General features: G+C 64.5%; 18 protein-coding genes. 12 read left to right on the top strand and 6 right to left on the bottom strand.

Annotated features, from left to right (window positions below; genetic code table 11):
* The 3 genes from recJ to AAGI46_06050 all read left to right on the top strand — a co-directional run.
* The coding region (gene recJ, locus AAGI46_06060) for a single-stranded-DNA-specific exonuclease RecJ (GenBank protein MEM1011770.1) at positions 1 to 1638 on the top strand (1638 nt) is incomplete at its 5' end.
* 235 nt (positions 1639 to 1873) lie between these two features.
* Entirely contained in the window at positions 1874 to 2506 is a 633-nt protein-coding gene (locus AAGI46_06055) for an N-acetylmuramoyl-L-alanine amidase (protein ID MEM1011769.1), read from the top strand.
* A gap of 177 nt (positions 2507 to 2683) precedes the next feature.
* The gene (locus AAGI46_06050) at positions 2684 to 3871 is read left to right on the top strand and encodes a GTP-binding protein (protein MEM1011768.1); all 1188 of its coding nucleotides are present in this window, start codon (positions 2684 to 2686) and stop codon (positions 3869 to 3871) included.
* 122 nt (positions 3872 to 3993) lie between these two features.
* Here the strand turns inward: AAGI46_06050 and AAGI46_06045 are convergent, their stop codons facing one another.
* From AAGI46_06045 to AAGI46_06030, 4 genes are all read right to left on the bottom strand, one after another.
* On the bottom strand, positions 3994 to 5286 hold the full coding sequence (locus tag AAGI46_06045; GenBank protein MEM1011767.1) for a GNAT family N-acetyltransferase: 1293 nt from the start codon (positions 5284 to 5286) through the stop codon (positions 3994 to 3996).
* A gap of 366 nt (positions 5287 to 5652) precedes the next feature.
* On the bottom strand, positions 5653 to 8970 hold the full coding sequence (locus AAGI46_06040; protein MEM1011766.1) for an error-prone DNA polymerase: 3318 nt from the start codon (positions 8968 to 8970) through the stop codon (positions 5653 to 5655).
* 3 nt (positions 8971 to 8973) lie between these two features.
* On the bottom strand, positions 8974 to 10407 hold the full coding sequence (locus tag AAGI46_06035) for a DNA polymerase Y family protein (protein ID MEM1011765.1): 1434 nt from the start codon (positions 10405 to 10407) through the stop codon (positions 8974 to 8976).
* A 16-nt stretch (positions 10408 to 10423) separates the two neighbouring features.
* A complete protein-coding gene (locus tag AAGI46_06030; protein ID MEM1011764.1) occupies positions 10424 to 11266 on the bottom strand; it encodes a hypothetical protein in 843 nt (280 codons plus the stop codon).
* Between the two features lie 398 nt (positions 11267 to 11664).
* Here AAGI46_06030 and AAGI46_06025 point away from each other — a divergent pair, with 398 nt between their 5' ends.
* Entirely contained in the window at positions 11665 to 12396 is a 732-nt protein-coding gene (locus AAGI46_06025; GenBank protein ID MEM1011763.1) for a hypothetical protein, read from the top strand.
* A gap of 554 nt (positions 12397 to 12950) precedes the next feature.
* Here the strand turns inward: AAGI46_06025 and AAGI46_06020 are convergent.
* Positions 12951 to 13193, bottom strand: a complete 243-nt coding sequence (locus AAGI46_06020; GenBank protein MEM1011762.1) for a hypothetical protein — start codon at positions 13191 to 13193, stop codon at positions 12951 to 12953.
* Positions 13194 to 13401: 208 nt separating this feature from the next.
* On the opposite strand from AAGI46_06020, the gene AAGI46_06015 reads away from it, so the two are divergent.
* From AAGI46_06015 to AAGI46_05980, 8 genes are all read left to right on the top strand, one after another.
* A complete protein-coding gene (locus tag AAGI46_06015; protein ID MEM1011761.1) occupies positions 13402 to 14547 on the top strand; it encodes a PEP-CTERM sorting domain-containing protein in 1146 nt (381 codons plus the stop codon).
* A 135-nt stretch (positions 14548 to 14682) separates the two neighbouring features.
* On the top strand, positions 14683 to 15810 hold the full coding sequence (locus AAGI46_06010) for an NAD(P)/FAD-dependent oxidoreductase (GenBank protein MEM1011760.1): 1128 nt from the start codon (positions 14683 to 14685) through the stop codon (positions 15808 to 15810).
* A 530-nt stretch (positions 15811 to 16340) separates the two neighbouring features.
* Positions 16341 to 17459: a metal ABC transporter substrate-binding protein gene (locus tag AAGI46_06005; GenBank protein ID MEM1011759.1), complete on the top strand. Its 1119-nt coding sequence runs from the start codon at positions 16341 to 16343 to the stop codon at positions 17457 to 17459.
* A gap of 30 nt (positions 17460 to 17489) precedes the next feature.
* On the top strand, positions 17490 to 18755 hold the full coding sequence (locus tag AAGI46_06000) for a GTP-binding protein (protein ID MEM1011758.1): 1266 nt from the start codon (positions 17490 to 17492) through the stop codon (positions 18753 to 18755).
* Between the two features lie 166 nt (positions 18756 to 18921).
* On the top strand, positions 18922 to 19692 hold the full coding sequence (locus AAGI46_05995) for a metal ABC transporter ATP-binding protein (protein MEM1011757.1): 771 nt from the start codon (positions 18922 to 18924) through the stop codon (positions 19690 to 19692).
* Positions 19689 to 20564, top strand: a complete 876-nt coding sequence (locus AAGI46_05990; GenBank protein MEM1011756.1) for a metal ABC transporter permease — start codon at positions 19689 to 19691, stop codon at positions 20562 to 20564. The genes AAGI46_05995 and AAGI46_05990 overlap by 4 nt, the downstream gene beginning before the upstream one ends.
* 68 nt (positions 20565 to 20632) lie before the next feature.
* A complete protein-coding gene (locus AAGI46_05985; GenBank protein ID MEM1011755.1) occupies positions 20633 to 21406 on the top strand; it encodes a hypothetical protein in 774 nt (257 codons plus the stop codon).
* A complete protein-coding gene (locus tag AAGI46_05980; protein ID MEM1011754.1) occupies positions 21403 to 22161 on the top strand; it encodes a hypothetical protein in 759 nt (252 codons plus the stop codon). Before AAGI46_05985 ends, AAGI46_05980 begins: the two co-directional genes overlap by 4 nt.
* Here AAGI46_05980 and msrB read toward each other — a convergent pair.
* Entirely contained in the window at positions 22142 to 22576 is a 435-nt protein-coding gene (gene msrB, locus AAGI46_05975) for a peptide-methionine (R)-S-oxide reductase MsrB (GenBank protein ID MEM1011753.1), read from the bottom strand. The genes AAGI46_05980 and msrB overlap by 20 nt on opposite strands.

Raw genomic sequence — 22576 nt, 5'->3', positions numbered from 1 at the left:
TGCCGAAGCTTTCTCAAGCCGAGCCTGACCGACCTCGACGAGCCCACGACGATTCCCGGCCTCGATGCTGCCGCCGCCTGCATCGCCAACGCGCTCCGCGACCAGAAACGCATCGTCATCTACGGCGACTACGACGTCGACGGCATCACCGCCAGCAGCATCCTCTGGCACGCGCTCACCACCCTCGGTGCGACCGACGACCACGTCACGACGTATGTCCCCCACCGTATCGACGAGGGATACGGCCTGAACGCCGACGCCCTTCGGCAGCTGGCCGCCGACGGAGCGCAGGTCGTCGTCACCGTCGACTGCGCCATCACTGCTTGCGACGAAGCCGCGCTCGCGAGCGAATTGGGCCTCACCCTCATCATCACCGACCACCACGAGTGGCGCACCGACGACGCCGGCCAGCCCGTCATCCCGCCAGCGGACCACGTCGTTCATCCACGCCTTCCCGGCTCCACTGCCAACGGCGATCTCGTCGGGGCTGGCGTCGCCTTCAAGCTCGCGTGGGAAGTCGGCAAGAAGGTCGCCGGTGCGAACAGAGTCAGCGACGACATGAAGGCGTTTCTGATGAATGCCCTGGCGCTCACGGCGCTCGGCACCGTGGCCGACGTCGCCCCGCTCGTCGGCGAGAACCGCACCATTGTCGCCTTCGGCCTTGGCAACCTGACACGCACCAAGCTGCACGGCGTCCGCGCCCTCATCGACGCGGCCGGCCTTGGCGGGCAGGACCTCGACAGCGTCGACGTCGGCTTCAAGCTTGGCCCACGCCTCAACGCGTGTGGCCGAATGGACCACGCCCGCGAGGCCGTCGAGATGTTCACCGTCGCCACGCCCGGCCGGGCACGCGACATCGCCCTCGAACTCGAGACCAAAAACAAGGAACGCCAGAAGGTCGAACGCGCCATCGTCAAGGCAGCCAAGCTCGAAGTCGAGGAAAACGGCTGGCACGAGCCCGACTGCCCCGCCATCGTCGTCGCGGCCGACGGCTGGCACCCCGGCGTCGTCGGGATCGTCGCCAGTCGACTGCTCGACGCCTACCACCGCCCGACGATCGTCCTCGGTCTGGACGATGGCATCGCCGCCGGCAGCGGCCGAAGCATCGACGGCTTCAACCTCGCAGAAACCCTTCAGGACTGCACCGACCTGCTCCTCTCCCACGGTGGTCACGCTGCGGCCGCGGGACTCAAGCTCGACGCCGCCAACATCGCCGCGTTCCGCGACCGCTTCACTGACGCCGCGCGACAGCAGCTTCAGCCTGACGACCTCGTCGCTCGTCTCCGCATCGACACCGAGGTGAAGGCGACCGACGTCACCGAGCCACTCGCCCGCGACCTGTCCCGCCTGTCACCGTGCGGCCGAGGCAACCCGACGCCCATCCTGCTCCTGCGCAACCTCGAACTCTTGCAAGCGCGCTCCGTCGGCAAGAGCGACGACCACCTGCAACTCCGCTTCAACACCGGTTTCGGCTTCGGCCTCAAAGGCATCGCCTTCGGCCGCGGGCACCTGGCCCAACAACTATCCCCCGGCGACCATCTCGACGTCGCGGCTGAGATCACCATCAATGAGTGGAACGGACGAACATCGGCGGAACTGATGGTGCGGGACCTAGCGAGCACGGGGCCCGCGGGCTGAACCGCGAAGGGGCAAAGAGGCAAAGGGCCGCGAACTTCAGAACGTGAGCCGGAGCACAACTCCGTAATCCTGAGCGAGCGCAGCGAGTCGAAGGACCTCGTCGTCGGGCACGCACAGGAACCGGCCGAGGTCCCGCGGCTCCGCTCGGGATGACGGACTCTGAACCACCCTCTCCCTTTGCTTCGCGGCCCTTCGCCTCTTCGCACCTTCGCGGTTCGGCCACTAGCCTCCGACCATGCGAATCGCGCTCGCCCTCCTCCTGTTCGCCCTCCCGACGCTCGCCACTGAACCGCCGACGATCGTCGACCGCCCGTTGCCGCTGACTGTCTCGTCCGAGCGACAGCTGGAAAACGACGAGCAGATCGACACGGTCATGCTCCACTTCGCCAGCGATGTCGTCGCCAACCCGGCCGATCCGCACAGCGTCGAACGCATCGCCGCCATCTTCGAGGAGTACCGCGTCTCGGCCCACTACTGCATCGACCGCGACGGCACGATCTACCGCTTCGTCGACGAATCCCGCGCCGCCTGGCACGCCGGCCGAGGCGAAATCGAAGGCCAGCCACGCAAGACCAACCGCCTCAACCACTACTCCATCGGCATCGAAATGCTCGCCATCGGCACGCAGCAGGAGATGTCGCAATGGATCACGCCCGAGGTCTACGCGACGATCGATCCGGCGGACCTCGGCTTCACCGACGCCCAGTACGCTTCGCTCACCAGGCTCCTCGCCGACATCGCCCATCGCAATGACGGCATCGAGCTCACCCGCACCCACATCATCGGCCACGACGCCTACACCGTCACGCGTCCCACCCCACGCACCGACCCCGGCAGCCTCTTCGACTGGGGCAAGATCGGACTGTGAGTTGTTAGTTGCTAGGGCCTAGGGCCTAGGCCAGAAACCGACGACTTCTGCTCCGACCTAAGCCCTAGGCCCTCGCAACTAGCAACTCGTCTGCGTGCCGGCTTCACTGCAAGGCAGTCTCGCGACTTAAAACTCGTTCCGATGCAAGACGGCACTCCTAACCAACCACCCCGGCCGGTGTCCGTCGTCATCCTCAACGGCTTCCTCGGGTCCGGCAAGACCACGCTGCTCAAGAACCTCCTCGGCCAGGCCCGCCGTCGCGACCTTTGCGTCGGCGTCGTCGTGAACGACATGAGCGAGCTCGACGTCGACGGGCAACTCGTTGCCGAGTCCGACCTGCTCGACGAGGACCTGCGGCACTTCCGCACGATCCACGACTGCGTCCTTAGCGGCGACAAGGGCCTCGACCAACTTCGCAATGCCGTCGACGCGTTGGTCGCCGGCGACTCGCTCGATCTGCTCGTCATCGAGACGTCAGGCAGCTGCCACCCGATGCCGCTCGTCGAGTTCTTTGCCGGGCGCAGCGACGTCCGGCTCACCGGCGTCGTCGTGCTCGTCGATGCAGCGATGATCGACCAGGACTACGACGCCGGCCAGCAGCTCGTGCCGACAATGCAACGCAACGTGCAGGCCGGCCGACGCGACCCGACGAACCTGCTCGTCGAGCAAGTGATGTTCTCCAGCCACTTGCTCCTGACGAAGCTCGACCGCCTCGACGAGTCCAAGGTCCAGCCAATCGCCAAGGCCATCCACGAGCTCAACCCGTTCGTCTCGATCGTCTCGGCTCCGTTCGGCAACCTTCCGCTCGACGACGTCCTGGCGATGCCACCGTACGACCACGCCCGCGTCGCCAAGCTGATCAACGAGCTCACGCCCGCGCTCGCCGCCGAGCGCAAGAACGATCGCCCGTACGACCTGGCGACACGCCTCCTCCGCGATGACCGCCCGTTCCACCCGCAGCGTCTGTACGACACCTGCCAGCATCACCTCGGCCAGCACATCTACCGCAGCAAAGGGTTCTTCTACCTCGCGTCGCGCGACAAGGTCTCACTTCTCTGGAACCAGGCCGCCGGCGGCATCAACCTCGAACTCGTCGGCTACTGGCGTGCCGGCATCCTCGAAGATCCCGACCACGGCCTCGACGCCGATGAGATCAACGCCCTGCGCGAACGCCTCGCCAACGCCCCCGGCCGCTTCGGCGACCGCCACTGCCACCTCACCGTCATCGGCGACGAGTCCCAGGTCGACACCTTCACCGACGCCCTTTCCGCCTGCTTCCTGACCGACGACGAACTCACCCACTGGCAATCCGGCGGCACCTTCCCCGACCCCTGGCCGGACACGTACGTCACCCGCAAGTACTGAGGGGAATAGCGGTTAGCTGTTAGCGAATAGGACAGGGAGCGACTAGCTGCTAGCGACTAGGGCCTAGCTCATAAAGCCACTTCCGATTCTGACCTAGGCCCTAACAGCTAACAGCTCCTCCCTCACGCCGCGAGCTTCGGCAGCGCCTTGAGCTGCTTTGCCAACGGCAGCACCGCCCGCGTCTCCGCACGGGCCTGCCGCGTCACGTCGTGCTTCGCCGCCGGCAGCGCGATCAGCGCCGGATCTCGCTCCACCTCCTCCAGGAACCGATCGCGCAGCTCCCGCGCCATCGCGACGAACTTCGGATCGACCACCTTCTTCGGCTTCACTCTTTTCGCCTTCTTCCGCCTCCCCACCCTCCCCCGCACTAGCTTCGCCACCGGCAGCTCATCGACCACCTGCACGTCGTCGGGGATGACCCAGTGCCCGCTGTGACCGGCCCCCTGCTCCTTCACGAGCATGTCCACCGTCGCCAGCCGCTTGCCCCTGCGATACGGCACCCCGTCCCGATCCTCGATCCCCCGCGGCCACACGAGTCTGTCCTTCTTCTCCGCCTCCGCAATCGCCTCCTCCTCCGTATCCGCCTCCCAATCCTTCTCCTCCGGCTTGGGCGCGATCTCGACTTCCGGCACATGGACCGCCTCCACCTCCGACCAGTGCACCCCCGGCGGAATCGGCAACGCCACCCGATCCGCCCGCATCTGCCCACCCTCCGTCTTGCTCGGATACCACCAGGGGGTGTGATGGTCACCCGGACGGATGCGCTTCTGCCAAAACAGATGCACGCGAGTGGCCGGAAAGCTTGAAGGAGGAAGCTTGAAGCCAGAAGGGTTGGAATCGGACGACTCTGATTCTTCAAGCTTCAAGCTTCCACCTTCAAGCTTTCTGTCCTTCCTTCCCTTCCGAAACGCAATCGCCACAAACCCCATCGACTCCCAGAACCGGTTCGCGTCCAGGTCCTGCGCACACCAGCACGAGTAGAGCCGGCACCCGTAGGCCGAGCGGTCGAACTGCCCCTGCACCAGCTTCGCCGCCACGAGCGACCGCCGATACTTCGGCTCGACGTTCACCTGCACGATGAGCCCGACCTCGTCCCGCTTGGTGTACCGGTCCGAGCCGATCAGATACCCCACCGGCCGATCCATGACCGTCGCGACGAGCACCTCCTCCCTGGCGATCTTCTCCCGCAGCGCCGTCATCGGCAGAAACCCGAGCTCATGCCGCTGCCGCTTCTGCAACGAGTCCACCCACGGCAGGTCGCTCTCGTTCCCCACCCTGAGCCGAATCGTCTCGTGATACGTCCCCACGACCGGCGCCCCGGCCACGGTGATGCACGTCTTGCTCGGCATGGGGGTGGTGGGGATGGTGGGGACGACGAGTTCCCCCTGCACGACCTCGATCGCCTTCTGGTCCATGCCCACTGCATCGGCCACCCGCCCCACCCCCTCTAGCACCGTGTAAACACGGCTACGTCCGCATAAGACAGGCACCGCGTTCCCAAACACCACTGTTTTGCCTCGCGGCGCATGTGTTTCAAACCGCGGTGATGGTGTTTGGCACTGTGGCGCATGCCTTTGACCGCACCGTGCACGTGTTTCAAGTCAAAACGCACGCGCCCGGCGCCGCAGTGCTGGTCTTTGAATCCGAAATGCACGCCCCACGCCGTGAAGTACTTGCCCCGTGGGACGAAGCGACGCACTCACGGATCAGAGGACACCGCAGCAACGCGTCGAAGGTAGCTAAACGCTACCGACGACCTTTTCAGCCAAGCATTACATGCTCTATCGATAGTTCCGCGACACCGACCGCAGCTGTAAGAGCCGGTGGTCGAGCGATTCGAACGTGGTGGCGACGACGTGGACGACCTCGCCATGGCGGTCGATTCGGCCGCGGATGAGCATGGCGTTGGCGTCGCGGGCGACGCGCTTCCACCGGTCGAAGACGTTCGGATAGACCACCAGATTGCTCATGCCCGTCTCGTCTTCGAGCGTCATGAAGGTGATCGACTTGGCGCTGCCGGGGCGTTGACGGACAAGGCAGATGCCGGCGACGGCGACGCTGCGGCCGCTGGGGAACATTGACTCGTCCGCCAACTGGTCTGCGGTGACGACGCCTTGCGTTGCTAGGTCGTCGCGAAGGAAGCGCATCGGGTGGTTCTTGAGCGACAGACCGGCGTGGGCGTAGTCGGCCAGAACGTGACGCAGCGGCGGAAGCGCGGGCAGCGTCACGACATGCTGAGGTTCGAACGTGGCAGCGAAGAGCGGCTCATCGGCGTCGCGCAGCTTGCCCGCGTGCCAGAGGGCGGACTGTCGATCGAGCCCGAGCGAACCGAAAGCGTCCGCTTTGGCCAGTGCAGTGATGGACCGGGCGGTGCAGCCGCTTTCTCGCCAGAGCTGCTCGACGCCGCCGATGCTTGCGTGACGCGCCCTGACGATTCTGGCAGCGTCGTCTTGTCGAAGGCCTTTGACGCGATTCATGCCGAGTCGAACGGTGGTCAGGTCGTCCGCGTCGGTCAGTGTGCAGTTCCAGTCGCTGTGCAGCACGTCGACCGGCAGCACCGTCACGCCGTGACGCTGAGCGTCCTGGACGAGCTGGGCCGGCTTGTAGAAACCCATCGGCTGCGAGTTCAGGATGGCGGCGAGGAAGACGCCCGGCCAGTGGCATTTGAAGTAGTTGCTGGCGTAGGCGATGAGGGCGAAGCTTGCCGCGTGGCTCTCGGGGAAGCCGTAGGTGCTGAACCCCTGAATTTGCTTGAAGCATCGCTCGGCAAAGGCTCGTTCGTAGCCATTGGCGATCATGCCCTGGACGATCTTCTCTTCGAACGAGTCGATGTCGCCGAAGCGTCGGAAGCCTGTGACGGCCCGCCGCATGCCGTCGGCTTCGTCGGGCGTGAACCCGGCGCAGTGGACGGCCATCAGCATCGCCTGTTCTTGGAAAATCGGGACGCCGAAGGTTCGCTTGGTGATCCACTCGATCGCTTTGCCGCTCATGTCGGGCACCTCTTCGATGCCGTCGCGACGCCGCAGGTACGGGTGGACCATGCCGCCCTGGATCGGGCCGGGACGGACGATGGCGACTTCGATCACGAGGTCGTAAAAGCACCGTGGCTTGAGCCGTGGAAGCATCGACATCTGGGCCCGACTCTCGATCTGGAATGTGCCCATCGTGTCGGCAGCGCAGATCATGTCGAAGGTCTTTTCGCAGTCTTCTGGCATTGATCCGAGCGACAAGTCGATGCCGGCGTGCCGCTTGAGCAGCTCGAACCCCTTGGCCATGCAGGTCAGCATGCCCAGGGCCAGCACGTCGACCTTGATGAAGCCGAGCGCGTCGATGTCGTCCTTGTCCCACTCGATGACGGTCCTGCCCTCCATCGCTGCGTTCTCGACAGGGACGAGCTGGTGCAGCGGCGTCTCAGTCAGAACGAAACCGCCCGGGTGCTGTGAGAGGTGCCGCGGGAATCCCTGGATCGCCTGCGACAGATGGATGAAGTGCTGGACCGTCGGATCGTGTGGATTGAGCTTTTGAGCATCGAGTTCATCGTCCTCGATCGGACCGCCCTTCCACCAGTTAATGCCCTTGGCCAAGCGATCGATCACGTCTTCACCGAAGCCGAGCGCCTTGCCGACTTCTCGGACCGCCATGCGGCCGCGATAGGTGATGACGTTGGCCGTGAGCGCCGCCCGGTCGCGGCCGTACTTGGTGTAGAGGTACTGGATCGCCTCTTCGCGCCGCTCATGCTCGAAGTCGATGTCGATGTCGGGCGGCTCGTTGCGGCTTCGGCTGATGAACCGTTCGAAGAGCGTGTTGATGCGCCTCGGGTCTGCGTCGGTGACCCCGAGGCTGTAGCAGACGATCGAGTTGGCCGCAGCACCACGACCCTGGCACAGGATGCCCTGCTCGCGGCTCCACCGCACGAGATCTTCGACCGTCAGGAAGTAATGCGGCAGATTCAGCTCGTCGATCAGGACGAGCTCGTGTTCGAACTGATCGCGGACCTTTTCAGGCGGTCCTTCGGGGAACCGACGTGAAAGCCCGGCACGGGCGAGCTTTGTCAGGTGGCTCATCGCCGTCTCACCGTCGGGTACGACTTCGGACGGGTACTGATACTTCAAATCGGTCAACCTGAAGCGGCAGCGGCTGGCGACCTCGACGCTTCGTTCGATGGCACGCGGGTACTTCCCGAAGAGCCTGGCCATCTCTTCGGGCACCTTCATGTGCCGCTCGGCTGACGGCTTGAGCGACATGCCGGCTTCGTCCAGCGTGCAGCCGTGGCGGATGCATGCGAGGACATCCTGGAGCAATCGCCGGGACGGACAGTGATAGAGCGGCCGGTTGGTGGCCAGCATCGGCACACGCTCTTCGGCCGAGAGTCGTGCGATGTCGTGCAGGCGCTGCTCGTCGTCCGCTCCGTAGTCGCGGCTGGCGAGGAGTGAGAGCGATCCCGTCCCGCCGCACCAGTCGCGGAGCGTGCGCAGCTTGTCGACGAAGGCCTCGTCGATACGCGGTGGTGGCTCGATGCCGAGCATCTGGCCTTGGGCGTATTCGAGCAGGTCCCAGAGCCCCAGCTCGCACGCTCCCTTCTTCGCCCGCAGCTTGCCGATCGTCAGCAGCGTCGTCAGCCGGCCGTAGGCCGCCAGATCGGTCGGCCAGACGTAGACAGCCAAGCCGCATGCGAGCACGACGCGACTTCCGACGATCTGACGAATGCCGTGACGTTCAGCCTCTACGTGTGCTCGGACCACGCCGGTCACGCTGTTGGTATCGCAGACGCCGAAGGCTCGGTAGCCGAGTTCTGCGGCCCGCTTGGCGATCTCGTCAGGGTGGCTCGCGCCGGTCAGGAAGGTGAAGTTGCTCGTGCAGCAGAGTTCCGCGAAGTCGACTTCGCTGCCCGCTCGCACAACCGCTGGTGCTCCGAACTGCTCGATGCGGTGGCGTTCACGGCCCTTGGCGTCTTTGAACCCGCCAAAGCCCTGGTGCCACCTGACGGATCGCTGCTCGGCCGACTCGGTGTCCTTGGCGCTGGACCAGTGCTGGCGCTTCGTTTGAAACGGTCGCTTGCTGGGGTGCTCGCGTGACTTGGGCTGAGGTTCGTCGGGCATCGCTCAACTCCAGATGCCGTGCACGAACCATCGTCCTCGCCGCGTGTCGGAAAGCAGCCGGTAGACCCAGACCCACAGTCCGTCTTCGAGCTGCAGCTTGTAGTAATCCCGCACGTCCAGCGTCTTGTCCGACGGCGATGCCTTCCACCACCGTCGGCCGATCCGCTCCGGGCCCACCGTTGTCAGGACGCCCAGCGACCGGCTGCGCCATCGCAGCGACACGAGCGGTCCTTCGGGGTTCATCAGCGACACCTCTGCCGGCTCCGGCGGATCGAGCAGCACTGTCGGCCGGTCGCCCGTGTGCGTTCCGTCGGGCGAGGTCGTTCGGATCTGCTCGTCCGCCGGCACATACCGAAATGCCGCCTCGGGAACGTGACTCGGCGTCGGTTCGAGCCGGAACACGTTCTCACGGCCGAGCCTGCCTTGCAGCAAATCGATCAGTCGTCCAAGGTCCTGCTCGTCACGACTGGCGTCGCGTTCGCCGTCGAGCCGGGACTGTCCGTGGGGCAGCCGCGTCGTCCCGGTCGCCTTGAGTGCCAGCGCATCGACCCCTCGGCCCATGTCGAGCGATTCGACAACCGGCCTCAGCACCGCCCACAAATGCCGGGCGTCGCGCGTCGGGTGGGAAAAGGTGACCGGCATCGTGTCGAACGCCGGCCGAAGGTCGCCGTCGAGTCGCTCGATCTCGAGGACGACGCGACGCGTAGCCGACTCGAGTCTTGCGAGCTCGTCGCACAGCGAGTCGACCAGGTCGCGTGTCGTCTGCTCGATCGCCTCGTACTGCGTGGCGGGTCCGGTGAAACGACACGCCACACGCGGCACCTCGATGAACGGCAACCACGTCATCGGTTCGACGGCGTCGCCCTGCATCTGATCGAGCCGCAGGAGAACGTCGTCTCCGAATCGGCGTGCGATCTCGTGTCGTGGGATGTCCAGCAGTTGCCCGACGCGGTCGACACCGAGTTCCGCCAGGGCCTCGACGATCTCCGCGTCGATCCACAACGCTGCGACCGGCAGGCCGGCCAGTGTTCCCGTGTCGTCGTGCACGCCCTCGTCTCCGAAACGAGCCAGTCCCCAAGCCAGGCCGACAGTGGGCGCCACCGCGACCCGTGTTTCGAAGCCGAGCCGGGTCAATCGCTGGCGAACCTGACGGGCAAGAGGCACGAGTCCCCCGAAGAGCCGCGCACTGCCAGCGACGTCGAGCAGCAAGCCGTCATCGCCCTGTACTGCGACCCGCGGCGTGAACCGCATTGCCCATCGCCCAAGCCCCGTGAGTGCCCGATGGTCCGCCTCAGGCGTGTGATCCATGACCTGCGGCACGTGAGGCAGCATGGCTGTGGCCTGGGCGATGGTCATGCCAGACCGCAGCCCCAGCCCATACCCACGGCGGCATGTCGCGACGACGAGTCGCTTGCCGTGTGACGACCTGGCGACCACCAGAACTCGTCCATCATCAGGCGATCGCCTTGAGCGTCTGGCCGCCGGCCAACTGGGCAGGAAGACCGACAGCCAAGCGGGGCCAGACTGGGACTGCAGGTTCGACCGAATCGCCTTCGGCCGCGCGGACTTCAGGTTGGCAGCGGCCGAGGCTTGAGTCCCACCGGACACGCCAGACGAGTAGTGGAGCAAGATCGACGTCGGTATCGGGAACATCGGGAAGCGAGAGCCCCGCGGGCAGGCCGATCCGCAGGCCTGACGCGTGAAGGCGGTGGGGTTGAGGAAGAAGCCGTCGTCCCTTCCGGCGGAGAAGGCGAACGTCCCAAGCCGGCCGTCGCGGCCCTGGCTCGTTATCGGTGTGATCGAACACCGGCACAGGCTGTACATCCCACCGCTCCCCGGCCGCCGATGGGCTCCGTCGTTCGCCGCTCGGACGAAGCAGCACCACGCGGACACCCCGGCCCCTGGCAGCAAGCTGCAGACGACGCGTCTCCGTGAGGCCAAAGCCACGGCCGTCGACGACCACAGTCCCGACCACGTCCCACCGGGTCCCCTGCTCTGCGGCCCACAGACGATCACGCGCCCGCCGCGCATCGACCAGCAGCGACCGCTCGAGCAGGCCGGCCTGCTGCAACACGCTCGGTGATGCCCAGGCGTGTCGCCCGATCCAGAACACAAGACGCTGGCGATCGCACCAAGCAAGCGTCACAGCACAGCCGACGTCGTCGCCGATCAGTTCCGCGATGACACCAGGACGGACCTCAAAGGCGGCCTGAGGGGAATCCTGCACCGCTGCCGGCTCCATCACCGCAATCGCTGCGGCGGTGGAAGCGGGAAGCAGGTGGCGGACGGCAGGCATGACAACCGCCTTTTTAGTTCGTACGATGTTCGGTGGCAACCGGTGTCGCCTCAACCCCGGCGGTAGTGCAAAAGATGCCTTTTGGATAACGATCAGGAAACGACCACGTCGGACGAGCATGTTCTGAGGGTCAACCCGATCGTCGTCAACCAGATCAGCTGCCCCGACTACGGCAGCAGCGGGAGCGAGAACAAGCGGTCGGGAGCCGTCTTGGCAGAGTTCAGGGAAGACATTCGGACGGTCCGTCCAAGTAAATCGGCGGGCGCGGAAGACGCGCAAGAAAATCTTTGTCCCCGCCCAAAGTGCCCCGTCGTGACGGTCGACACAGGGGTTGCCGGCGTGGATCGCAGCCAACGGGTCGCGGCGTCCGGCGAGAAACCCCGACAAAAGGATCAGCGATGCCTCGCAGCAACGACTTCCTCGACACCAGTGACGATGGGCTCCGCAACTTCGTCACCAACTTCTCGCAGCACGTCGCTGCCAACGCGGAACTCCTCGGCCTCGTCGACGAGGCCCCCGAATACGCCCAGCGCGTCAGCACCTACGTCATGCAGCTGCAGGCGGCGGACCACCACGAGACACGCGGCCCCAAGAGCATCTGGCTCAAGAACCAGACCAAGAAGCTGCTCATCGCCGAAACCCGCAAGTACGCCAAGCAAGTCGTCGGCCTGGTCGACGTTCCCGACGAGCTCAAGCTCGACATGGGCCTCAATGTCCCGACTGGCGAGCGGACCCGCATCCCACGGCCGACGCAGACGCCGATCGTCAAGGTCAAGCTCGGCGAGGGTCGCCAGATCATCGTCGACCTGCTGCAGAGCGCCAGCCGTCGCAGCAAGCCCAATGGCGTCACCGGCGCCACCATCTTCACCCACCTCGGCCCGGTCGCTCCCGCGAGCATCGCCGAGTGGAACTACGGCGAGCAGGTCACGCGGACACGGACGACGGTCGACTTCCCGCCGAGCCCGACGGGCGACACGGCGTGGATCTCCGCTTTCTGGACCAACGCGAAGGGTGAGTCTGGCCCGAGCAGTGCCCCGGTGAGCATCAACCTCCCCGCCGGCGGTGCCCTGCCGCAGGAGATGTCGGATTCCGACGATCTCCCTGAGACCCCGATGAAGATTGCTGCGTGAGAGCAGAAGTTGTTAGTTGCTAGGGCCTAGGGCTTAGGTCGGATGCAGACGCAACCAGCTCTGCCTAGGCCCTAACCGCTAACAGCTAGTCGCTTCTGTCCTAGGCCCTAGGCTCTAATAACTAGTAACTCGCTCGGCGGCGTGGCTATTCGGCCCGCCGCCGTTTTTGTGCGCTGGGCGGTTTGAAACGCAGTTCTCTCGACAGGGACGGAGTGGGCAAGTACCCTCCTGCCGCACGTGCGGATTGCCCGTTCATTCCGGTTGTACGCCTCTGGCCGATGGGGTCTGGTGGGCGTGGTGTTGGCGGTTCTGGGGATGAGTGGCGTGGTGGCCCACCTGCTGGTGCCGGCGTCGAGTGCGTTGCACGTGGCTGTGGCTCATGGCGGGCACGACGTTGGTGTGTCTGATGGGACGAGTGCGGCGGTGCATCATGGCTTCGCTGGCTGCGGGCACGATCACAGCAATGACGGGGAGCGTGGTGCGGACGGGGATAGTGAGGGACGGAGCGACAGGGACAGTGGGGATGGGGGGGATGGGGGGGCGTGTGCGGTGTGTCATTTGGTGGCGACGCTTGGCAAGTCGGCGGGGGTGCCGATGCCGGTGGTGTTGGTCGCGATCGATGGGACGTCGCCGGAGTGTGCGTTTGCGCCGGTCGAGGCCTGTCGTGTGGCCGATCGGTTCGAGACGCCCGCGTCGCCCCGTGCGCCGCCGGTGGGGTGATTGAGCGTCTTCGACTTTTGACTGCGGACGGCGAGGCGTAGCTTGTGCGACGTCGGCCGATTGCTCGGCGATGTCACGCAGGTGGCACGCGCAGGCTCACGTCGTCGTTGGTCGTTCAGCAAGACGCTTCGTGATCCTGGCTCCGGCATCTGCTCGGGACCGATCGACCTCTCTTTTTTTAACTGTGTGATCGGCGTGTCGCCCGCGGTGCGGGACCGCTGATCTGTCCAACAAGTCCTTCGTGATCGTCGCTGTTGCGGCGCGATCGCCCTGCTTCTTCACTTCATGAACTCCACGAAAATGCGCTTCACCATCGGTACGTTGGCTTCCTTCGCTGTAACGGCTGTCGCCTCGGCACAGCTGCCGCCCGGGTACACGATTGCGGCAATCGACACGCTCGGCGGCGATCGGAACTTTGCCAACGGCGTCTCCGACACGGGCTTTGTCACCGGCAACAGCCGGAAATCGGGCAGCACGCAGCTCATCCCGTATGTCTGGCAAAGCGGCGTTGCGGAGGAGATTCCGATCCTGTCCGGCGTTCCGACGTTCGGGCGGGGCTTTGGTGTGAACGACGCCGGCCTCGTCGCGGGTGAGAGCGGTAACGGCCCGAGCAAGCCGTTCCTCTACGACAGCGTCACCGACACGATCACCGACCTCGGCAGCCTGCCCGGCGGCAGCGGCGGTGTCGCGAACGACCTGAACAATGCCGGACGCGTCGTCGGTGCTGCGAGCAACGGCCAGTCGGTGCGGGCGTTCTTCACCGACGCCTCTACCAATACGGGCACGTTGACCGACCTCGCCACGCCGCTCGGAACGAGCGACAGCTTCGCCCGGGCGTACGGGATCAGCGAGAGCGGCATCATCGCGGGCGTCGCGCGGAACGCGGCCAACAGCACGAGCGAGCCGACGCTCTGGGAGCCGGACGGCCTGGGCGGTTACACGCCGGTCACCATCGGCAGCCCGGCCGGCAGTGTCTTTGGCGAGGCGTTTGCCGTCGATGACGCGGGCAACGCGGTGGGTCGCTACAGCGACCCCGTCAGCAATCAGACGCGGGCGTTCTTCTATGACGGCGTCACGAGCGTCGACCTCGATCTCCTGCCCGGAGTGTCGTTCGACAATGCCCGGGCACTCGACCTGAGTGACGACGGCCTTGTGGTCGGGTACGTCGCCGACTTTGACAACGCACCCAGCTTCGGCGGTGCAGCAGTCGTCTGGGAGGGGACGACGCCGACCGACCTGAACACGCTGATCCCGTCAGGCAGTGGCTGGAACCTGCTCAGCGCCAACGCCATCAACGCCAGCGGCCAGATCGTCGGCTTCGGCACTTTCGGCGGTGAGACGCGGGCATTTCTGCTCACGCCGATTCCCGAGCCGGGCACGCTCGCCCTGCTGGGTCTTGGTGGCCTGACGCTGCTTCGCCGGCGTCGGTAGATCGCAGTGGAGAGATGCACTTGCTCGTTGCCCAACGGCAGCGGGCAGGCTTTGCGGGACGCCACGCCACCCTTTCGCGAGACCACCCACCTCGCTGGGCGTGACAGCATGTCGGCGGACTAAGGAAGTGACCGAATGACACAAGACGGCGATATTCAGGTTCACGATGTCATTGTCGTCGGCGCAGGGGCCGCCGGCGTGGGTGTCGGTGTGGCTTTGAAGGATGCAGGAGTACACGACTTCGTGATCGTCGATCGCTTCGGGGTCGGGGCTTCGTTTGACCGCTGGCCGAAGGAGACGCGATTCATCACGCCGTCCTTCCCGACCAACTCGATCGGGATGCTCGATCTCAACTCGATCGCGATTGGCGTATCGCCGGCGTTTAGCCTTGAAGTCGAGCACCCAAACGGTGCCCAGTACGCAAAGCACCTTCGAGCCGTTGCCAAGGTGTTTGAGCTTCCCGTCCGCAGCGGCGTCGACGTCGTTCGCGTGACGCCTCATGCGGAGATGTTCCTGCTCGATACGCCGACTGAGACGCTGTACTGCAAGCACCTGATCTGGGCGGCCGGCGAGTTCCAGTACCCGAAGCGAAATGGGTTCGATGGTGCCGAGCACTGTCGCCACACGGCCACGGTCGCGTCGTATCGCGAGTTGGAAGGAGACGAGTTCATCGTCATCGGTGGCTACGAGTCGGGCGTCGACGCCGCGTTCCACCTCGCACTCAACGGCAAGCGTGTCCGGCTGCTCGATACAGGGCGACCGTGGCGTGCGGAGACGTCCGACCCGAGCGTCGCCCTGTCGACTTACTCGCTCATCCGGATGCGCGACAAGCGGTTCAAGTCGTCTGTGGAGCTGCTGCGGGACACGAGGATTGTCTCGGCTCGGAAATCCGACGGCGACTTTGCCCTTCTGACGAGCGATGATCGCACGCTCACAACGTCGACACAGCCGCTCTTTGCGGGCGGCTTCGTCGGCGGGATGCAGCTGGTCGAGGACTTGTTCGAGCAGCGTTCTGACGGGTTCCCACTGCTGTCGGAGCATGACGAGTCGACGGCATTCCCAGGGCTGTTTCTTTGCGGCCCGGCCGTCCGTCACGACGATCACGTGTTCTGCTTCATCTACAAGTATCGACAGCGATTTGCGGTGGTTGCCAAGGCGATTGCAACGTCGCTCGGACTCCCAGCGGAGGAGCTCGAAGGCTACCGGAACTGGGGCATGTATCTCGATGATCTTTCGTGCTGCGGCGAGGAGTGCATGTGCTGAACGATCGGACCCAAACGATTCCGCACACGAACGTCCCACCGAAGCGTGCGCCATGGCTTCGCGTCGAGTGGCTTGGTCAGACGGTCGCCAGCCTCTGCTGGATGACAAGCGTCTTTGTCTATGGCATTGCGTCAACGGGCGACTGGTTACAACTCGGTGCAGCGTCCGCGTGGCTGATGGCGAACATCGCAAGCGCCGTCACCGATCTTCAGCGGGACAGGCGGTGACGAGAGGCGGGTGAGATCGAATGTGTGAGCGACCGCCACCCTTCCAGAACGTAGCCAGGGTGACCGAGCAACCGATGCAGAAAGAGGCTTCAGCCGTGAAACAAACGTCAACAAGGTGCGGACTGCTGCGCGGTTCAAGAGGTGCCGTCGCGTACTCGTCTGCAGCAGTCTCCGCGCAGCCGCTGCGAGCGGCCCGCAAGAGCTTCACACTTGGTTACTCCCGGAGGCAATCGCTAGAGGTCATATAGTCCCGGATCGCCCGGCAACGAGCCGAGCCTAGCTGTGACCTTCTACCCCATTCTCATGCGAACCTATCACTTCGGATCCAGGATTCTTCGTGGACTCTTTGCCGTGCTCGGCGTGGTGTTGCTCGCTGCGTGCGACACAAACGACGGGGAGGCAAGCGATCACGGGCACTCGCACGACGGCCTCGCGGCGGAAGCGATCAGGGTCGTCGCGACCACGCCCGATCTGGCACACCTGGCTCGTCGCGTCGGCGGGAGTCACGTCGAGATCACCACGATCGTTGATGGTGAGGAGGATCCGCACGTCATCGATGTGACGCCTGGAATGGTTACTGCCCTGGCAGATGCAGAGATCCTGCTTGTCGTCGGTTACGAGCTTGAGGAGGCGTGGCTCCCCGACCTCGTCGCTGGGGCAAAGAACGAAGCCGTTGTCGAAGGCGGACCTGCTCGGTTCGTTGCCGGCGACACGCTTCGCTCGATCGAAGGCGACACCGGCTTTCGCGGCAGCGTCCATCCGGAGAACAATCCCCACTTTCTCGTCGATCCTGTCGAAGGCATCAAGGTTGCGGAACAACTCAAACACCGACTGACCGAATTGCGACCAACCGTGGCTGGCGAGTTCGAAGAGAGTTTCGCCGCACTGCGTGACGAGCTTGCAACGCTTCTTTTTGGGGAAGTGATTGCCGAACGTCTGGCTGGTGGCGAAGCGGAGTTTGAGCAGTTTGCAATCGCCGTGGAGTCCGGCAGCGAAGACGAAGTGCTTGCCGGATCGTCTCAGCAGATGGGTGGCCAGATTGCGGCTTTTCGATCGCTGACCAACAACTCGTTCGTCGGAGACCACGACATGTGGCCCTACTTCGCAAGGCGATACGGCCTGTACGTTGCTGGTTACATGGAGCCGATCCCCGGCGTCGAGCCGACGACCGCACACCTTGAGATGTTGCTTGGCGAGATGCAAACGCGGGACGTCCGCGTCATCCTCGCGGCCACGTACTTCGACCCTCGCCACGCACGATTCCTCGCCGATCGAACCAACGCCACCACTGTGTTGATGGCGCACCAGGTGGAGGCGCTGCCGGAGGCCGATACGTACGTCGCGATGATTCAAGTGAATGCAGAGCGAGCCCTCGAAGCACTCCGTGCTGCAAGCGCCACATCGTCGTTGCAACGACCGTGAACGAAGAGTCCCACACTTTCACATCCGACCATGACCATGCAAAGTCAATCACCAAGCCGGCTTCCCACAACGGTCCTCTCAGGCTTCCTTGGGGCTGGGAAGACGACGTTGCTCAACCACCTCCTGAGCAACCGTGAAGGGCTTCGCGTTGCGGTAATTGTCAACGACATGAGCGAGATCAACGTGGACGCCAACCTGGTTCGCGATGGTGGTGCCGCGTTGTCACGCACCGAAGAGACTCTGGTGGAGATGACGAACGGCTGCATCTGCTGCACGCTCCGCGAGGATTTGATCCTCGAGGTGGCGCGGCTGGCTCGGGAGGGTCGATTCGACTACCTGCTCATCGAGTCGACGGGCATCAGCGAGCCGATGCCGGTCGCTGCTGCGTTCAGCTTCCGAGATGAAGAGGGTCGATGCCTTGGCGACTTGGCTCGTCTCGACACGATGGTCACCGTCGTTGACGCGCTCAACTTCACCAGAGACTTCGATTCGCCTGACGAGTTGCCTGAACGGCCGGCACTGGGCGCTGACCAAGAGGATGAGCGGACGATCGTGGACCTACTCACTGATCAAGTCGAGTTTGCCAACGTGATCCTGATCAACAAGTGCGATCTCGTCTCGGCCGAGGAGGTAGGCCGTCTTCGTGAGCTGCTTGCAAAGCTCAATCCGAACGCCCGCGTCCTTGAGATGGTCAAGGGTCAGACGGACCCTCGGACGGTGCTGGACACCGGCCTGTACGACGAGGACGAGGCGTCGATGATGCCGGGCTGGCTGCAGGAGCTCAACGGCGTCGAGCATGTGCCCGAGACGGAGGAGTACGGCATTTCCAGCTTCGTCTACCGCCGACGCCGTCCGTTCCATCCGAAGCGATTGGACGCAGTCGTCAATGCCGGCTTGCCAGGCCTGGCGCGGAGCAAGGGCTACCTGTGGGTCGCGTCTCGACCGGAGGTGTGCGGGATGTGGAGTCAGGCGGGTCAGTCACTCACGATGAGTGCGGCAGGCCGTTGGTTTGCGTCGACGCCCCGTGAAGAGTGGCCTGACGATCGCGAGACTCTGGAGTGGATCAAAGAGCACTGGGACGATCAACTCGGCGACTGTCGCCAGGAGATCGTGATGATCGGTGTTCGGCTCAACCGCGAAGCGATCGAACAGCGACTTGACTCGGCCCTGCTCAACGACGAAGAGATGGCCGCCGGGCACGATGCTTGGCGATCGTTTGGTGACCGACTTCCGAGCTGGGAGGCAGCGGAAGGCATCGATGATGAGCCCGCTGCCGTGACCGAGCGTGTCGGGTGATTCGAGCGGTTGCTCAACGCCTTCCAACTCTGCGAAAACGCTTTGTCTCTCCGCTCCCACGCGCCAACACTTCCCAGCCGCTGCGCGTCGAAACGCGGAGCGTGTCACCGGATGTCGGGTCTTCCCGGTTCCTTCCTGCCGTGCTCGGGACGATGCGGAGAACGCTTTGAGTGAGCAGCCACTGATCGAGGTCTCGCAGGCGACACTGTCGTACGGACGCAACGTGATTCTGCGGGATGTCACGCTCACCGTTCATTCGGGCGAGTTCTGGTGTCTCCTGGCTCCAAACGGCGAAGGCAAGACCACCTTCATCAAGGCGCTTCTCGGTGCATTGCGTCCTCGGCGGGGCCTCATTCGCCTCAACGGGGGTTTAGATCGCGCGGGTGTCAATCGGCACAGGGTCAGCTATGTCCCGCAGCGACTCGATCTGGCGTCGTCACTTCCGACCACCGTCCGCGAGTTCGTCGCCGCAGGGCTCATCGGCGTCCGCGGAATCTCCAACGCGAACTCGAGGATCAGGCAGACGCTCGATCTTGTCGGCCTGTCGTCCAAAGCCGGTGCGAGCTACTTCACGCTGAGCGGAGGCCAGAAGCAACGAGCGCTCCTTGCCCGCGCGCTCATACGCGATCCCCGGCTTCTCGTCGTCGACGAACCGACCGCTGGACTGGACTTCGCCGCGGCCGAGACAGTGCTCAAGACGCTTCGGGATCTCAACGCGGAGTACGCCATCACGGTGCTCTTCGTGACACACGATCTTCAGATTGCTGCTGATCTTGCCACCCATGTCGCGCTGTTCAAGAACAAGCGGGTTGCGGCGGGACCCGTACGCGAAACGCTGACCGGCGAGGCCTTGAGCGAGACCTACGACGCGGACATCACCGTCGACGATAACGGCGGTCGGCTCGTTGTCGGGACGAAGCGAAAGGACGCAGCGTGAGCGACGTCCTCACCGGCTTCCTTAGCTCATGGCGGCTCTTCGGTGACGCCTACGTCCTGGCATTGACCTCGGCCTCCCTGCTAGGGCTGCTCGGGGTCGTTGTTGTTGGTCGAGGCCAGATGTTCGTCGGTGCAGCTATCGGACAGTCGGCGGCACTCGGCACGGCGATCGCCCTGCTGCTCACATTCCTTGGCTGGCTGCCTGCATCGATCGGACCCGTCTCTTTGCAGTTGCTGCTCACGATTGCAACGGGTGTGGCAGCGAGCCTGTGGATAGGACGTGGTCGTTCAGAGCTGTCGTCGTCCATCGGCGTCGGCGACGAGAGATCGGCGATCGTCTTCGTCTCTGCTTCAGCGCTGGCGATTGTGATGCTCGCAGACTTACCGCAAGGAACGCGGCAGCTTCAGGCGGTGCTCGGGTCTTCCGTGCTCGGTGCGAGCAGACTTGATGTCATCCTCACCGGCACTGCGCTCGCGGGAGTTGTTACTGGTGCAGTCGTTTTCGGGCGACGTCTCGGGCTGCTTCTGACGGATCCGACCATGGCTGCAGCGATCGGAATGCGTTTGGGTGTCTGGAGTCTTCTCCTGGCAGCCGTCCTTGGCGGCGGGATCAGCCTGTCCATTGCGACGACCGGCTTCCTCTTTACATTCGGAGTCCTCGTCCTCGCTCCGCTCGCCGCACGTGAGCTATGCCGACGAACGGCCACGGTTTTTGTCCTTGCTCCCATCGTCGGATTCGTCGGAACGCTGATTGGCCTCATCGCCGCGTTCGGCCTGGACCTGCCACCCGGACCGATGGCCGTTTGTGCCCTTGCGGTGACCTACGCCCTGCTCGTTGCCGGCCGCCGCGTCGTAGCAGTAGCACTGGACTGAACGGCTGTAATCCCGACCATGCTCAACCGGTACACCCGTCTGTTTGACGACCTCTTGGCAGGCTCACGATGAAGCGCTCGCGAACACGGTTGCTGCTGGCCCTGCTCCTGCTGGTCTGTGGCTGCGTAAGCACTCGAACCACCTCCCCCGATGGCGGGCAGTCGCGTGAGATCGGGACTCGGGCGCTGTCAGCTGTCCTGGTTCAAGATGCACTCGACCGCGAGGCTCTGTTCACGATCGCTGGTGGGCTCAAGCCTGTCAGTTCCGGCTTCTGGCAGGGCAAGATCGACCTGGCAAGCCCGAGCGTTGACGAGCTGACGCGGATTCGTCGCGGGCTGGAGCCGTTGCGGTCGGGCGACCTGTATGCCGACGTGCAGGTCTTCGCGACGGCGGACGATGGCGAACGGTACCTGGACGCGTATGTCGTGCATCGGCCGTCGCTTGCGCAGATGATCGAGCGGACGCAGCCGTTCTGGGCCCGGTACGGCATCGCGCCCGACACGCACCCAGCGGAGCTGCTTGCCGTGGTGGATCGCATGCCGCGGCTCGATCGTTTTCGCGGCTACGGCCTGCTGTTCGGCTACCCCGAAGAGGCGATCGACTTCTTCGTCGACGCGGCGGCAGAAGAAGAGCGCACCGGCGAGTTCGTCGAGCGGCGATTCATGCAGATCCCGACGTTCGATTCGCCAACCGGCCAATTCACTTACGCCGTGCCGATCAAACACAGAGAGACTGAGGCAGACCGGCGACTACGCGAGCGGGCGGGAGAGATCTTGTCGCGATACCGACAGCTGCGCGACCCGGCTCGTCCGCTGAAGACGTTGGAGGCGATGACGCGATGAGTCTTTTCGATCCCGAAGCAGCGCGCAAGCCCACCGCGAGTGTGGCAGCAACGTGCCCGCAGGATGGCGACGTCGGCCAGTGGCTCTTTGCCTTCCAACGCCGCAGGCGACGGCGGGCAGCACGTCGCGCCAAACGCAATCTGAAAGCGTTGGTTCACCAGCAGTTTTGGTGCTGGGGCATGGACATCGGCTATCCGTGTGGCAACCAGCTGCTACGCGAGGGATTTACACGCCATCGACGGACGGACGGTGGCACGGGCGGGACGTGCTACACGTCGACTGGCGGCGACCTGGACCTATGGCTTTGGGGCTTCGGACTTGTCGCCAAGCCACGCGGCAGCTGCGCGGTCCTTCTGCGTCGCTACGAAATGCAGCCGCTGATCGTGAGAGACATCGTCGGCCTTCAGTCACTGCACGGCTTGCCAGATGTCGTCAGGCGGGCAAGCGTTGCGACCAACGAGCACGAACGAAGCGAAGCTGCTTCCGCGAGATCAATCTTGTTCCGATGGATCGCCGGCTACGAGCGTCGGATTGTCCAACACGCCGGAGCCGACTGGCGAGAGCGGGTGGTCGCGGCGATGGAGCACGTCATGATCCCAGCCGACACGATGGCGGCGGCCTGGGAGGAGACGGCGGCCAGCCTCGCACCGTCGCCCACGACAACGTCGACCGGTGTTCCCGTCGGCCACGGACGATCTGTGGACTTCGACACGGTGCTGCCGCGTCGGCTTCTGCTCACGCGGCGAGCGACTTGAGGTCGTCACGAGCGACAAAGACTAGCGACTCGCTGTTGACGCAGTGACGAAGCCCCGTCGGCGGCGGGCCGTCAGGAAAGACGTGGCCGAGGTGACAGTCGCAGCGTCGGCAGAGGATTTCGGTGCGGATCATTCCGTGACTGCGGTCTTCCTCGACCTCGACGTTGTCGCCCACGGGCTGGAAGAAGCTCGGCCATCCGGTGCCGCTGTTGAACTTGGCCTTGCTGTCGTAGAGCGGCAGCTGGCACGAAACGCAGCAATAAACGCCGTCGAGTTTGTTGTCGAGGAGCGTGCCGCAGAAGGGGCGTTCGGTGCCCTTGCCGCGGGCGACGCGAAACGTCTCCTCGCTGCCGAGCTGCTCGCGCCACTCGGCGTCGGTCTTGACGACTTTCGGCTGCTCGATCGGGCCGGTGAT

This window comes from Planctomycetota bacterium, from assembly GCA_038746835.1.
Lineage (GTDB): Bacteria > Planctomycetota > Phycisphaerae > Tepidisphaerales > Tepidisphaeraceae > JBCDKH01.
Note: the sequence above shows the minus strand (reverse complement) of the source record. Positions and strands in the feature narration are given on the sequence as shown.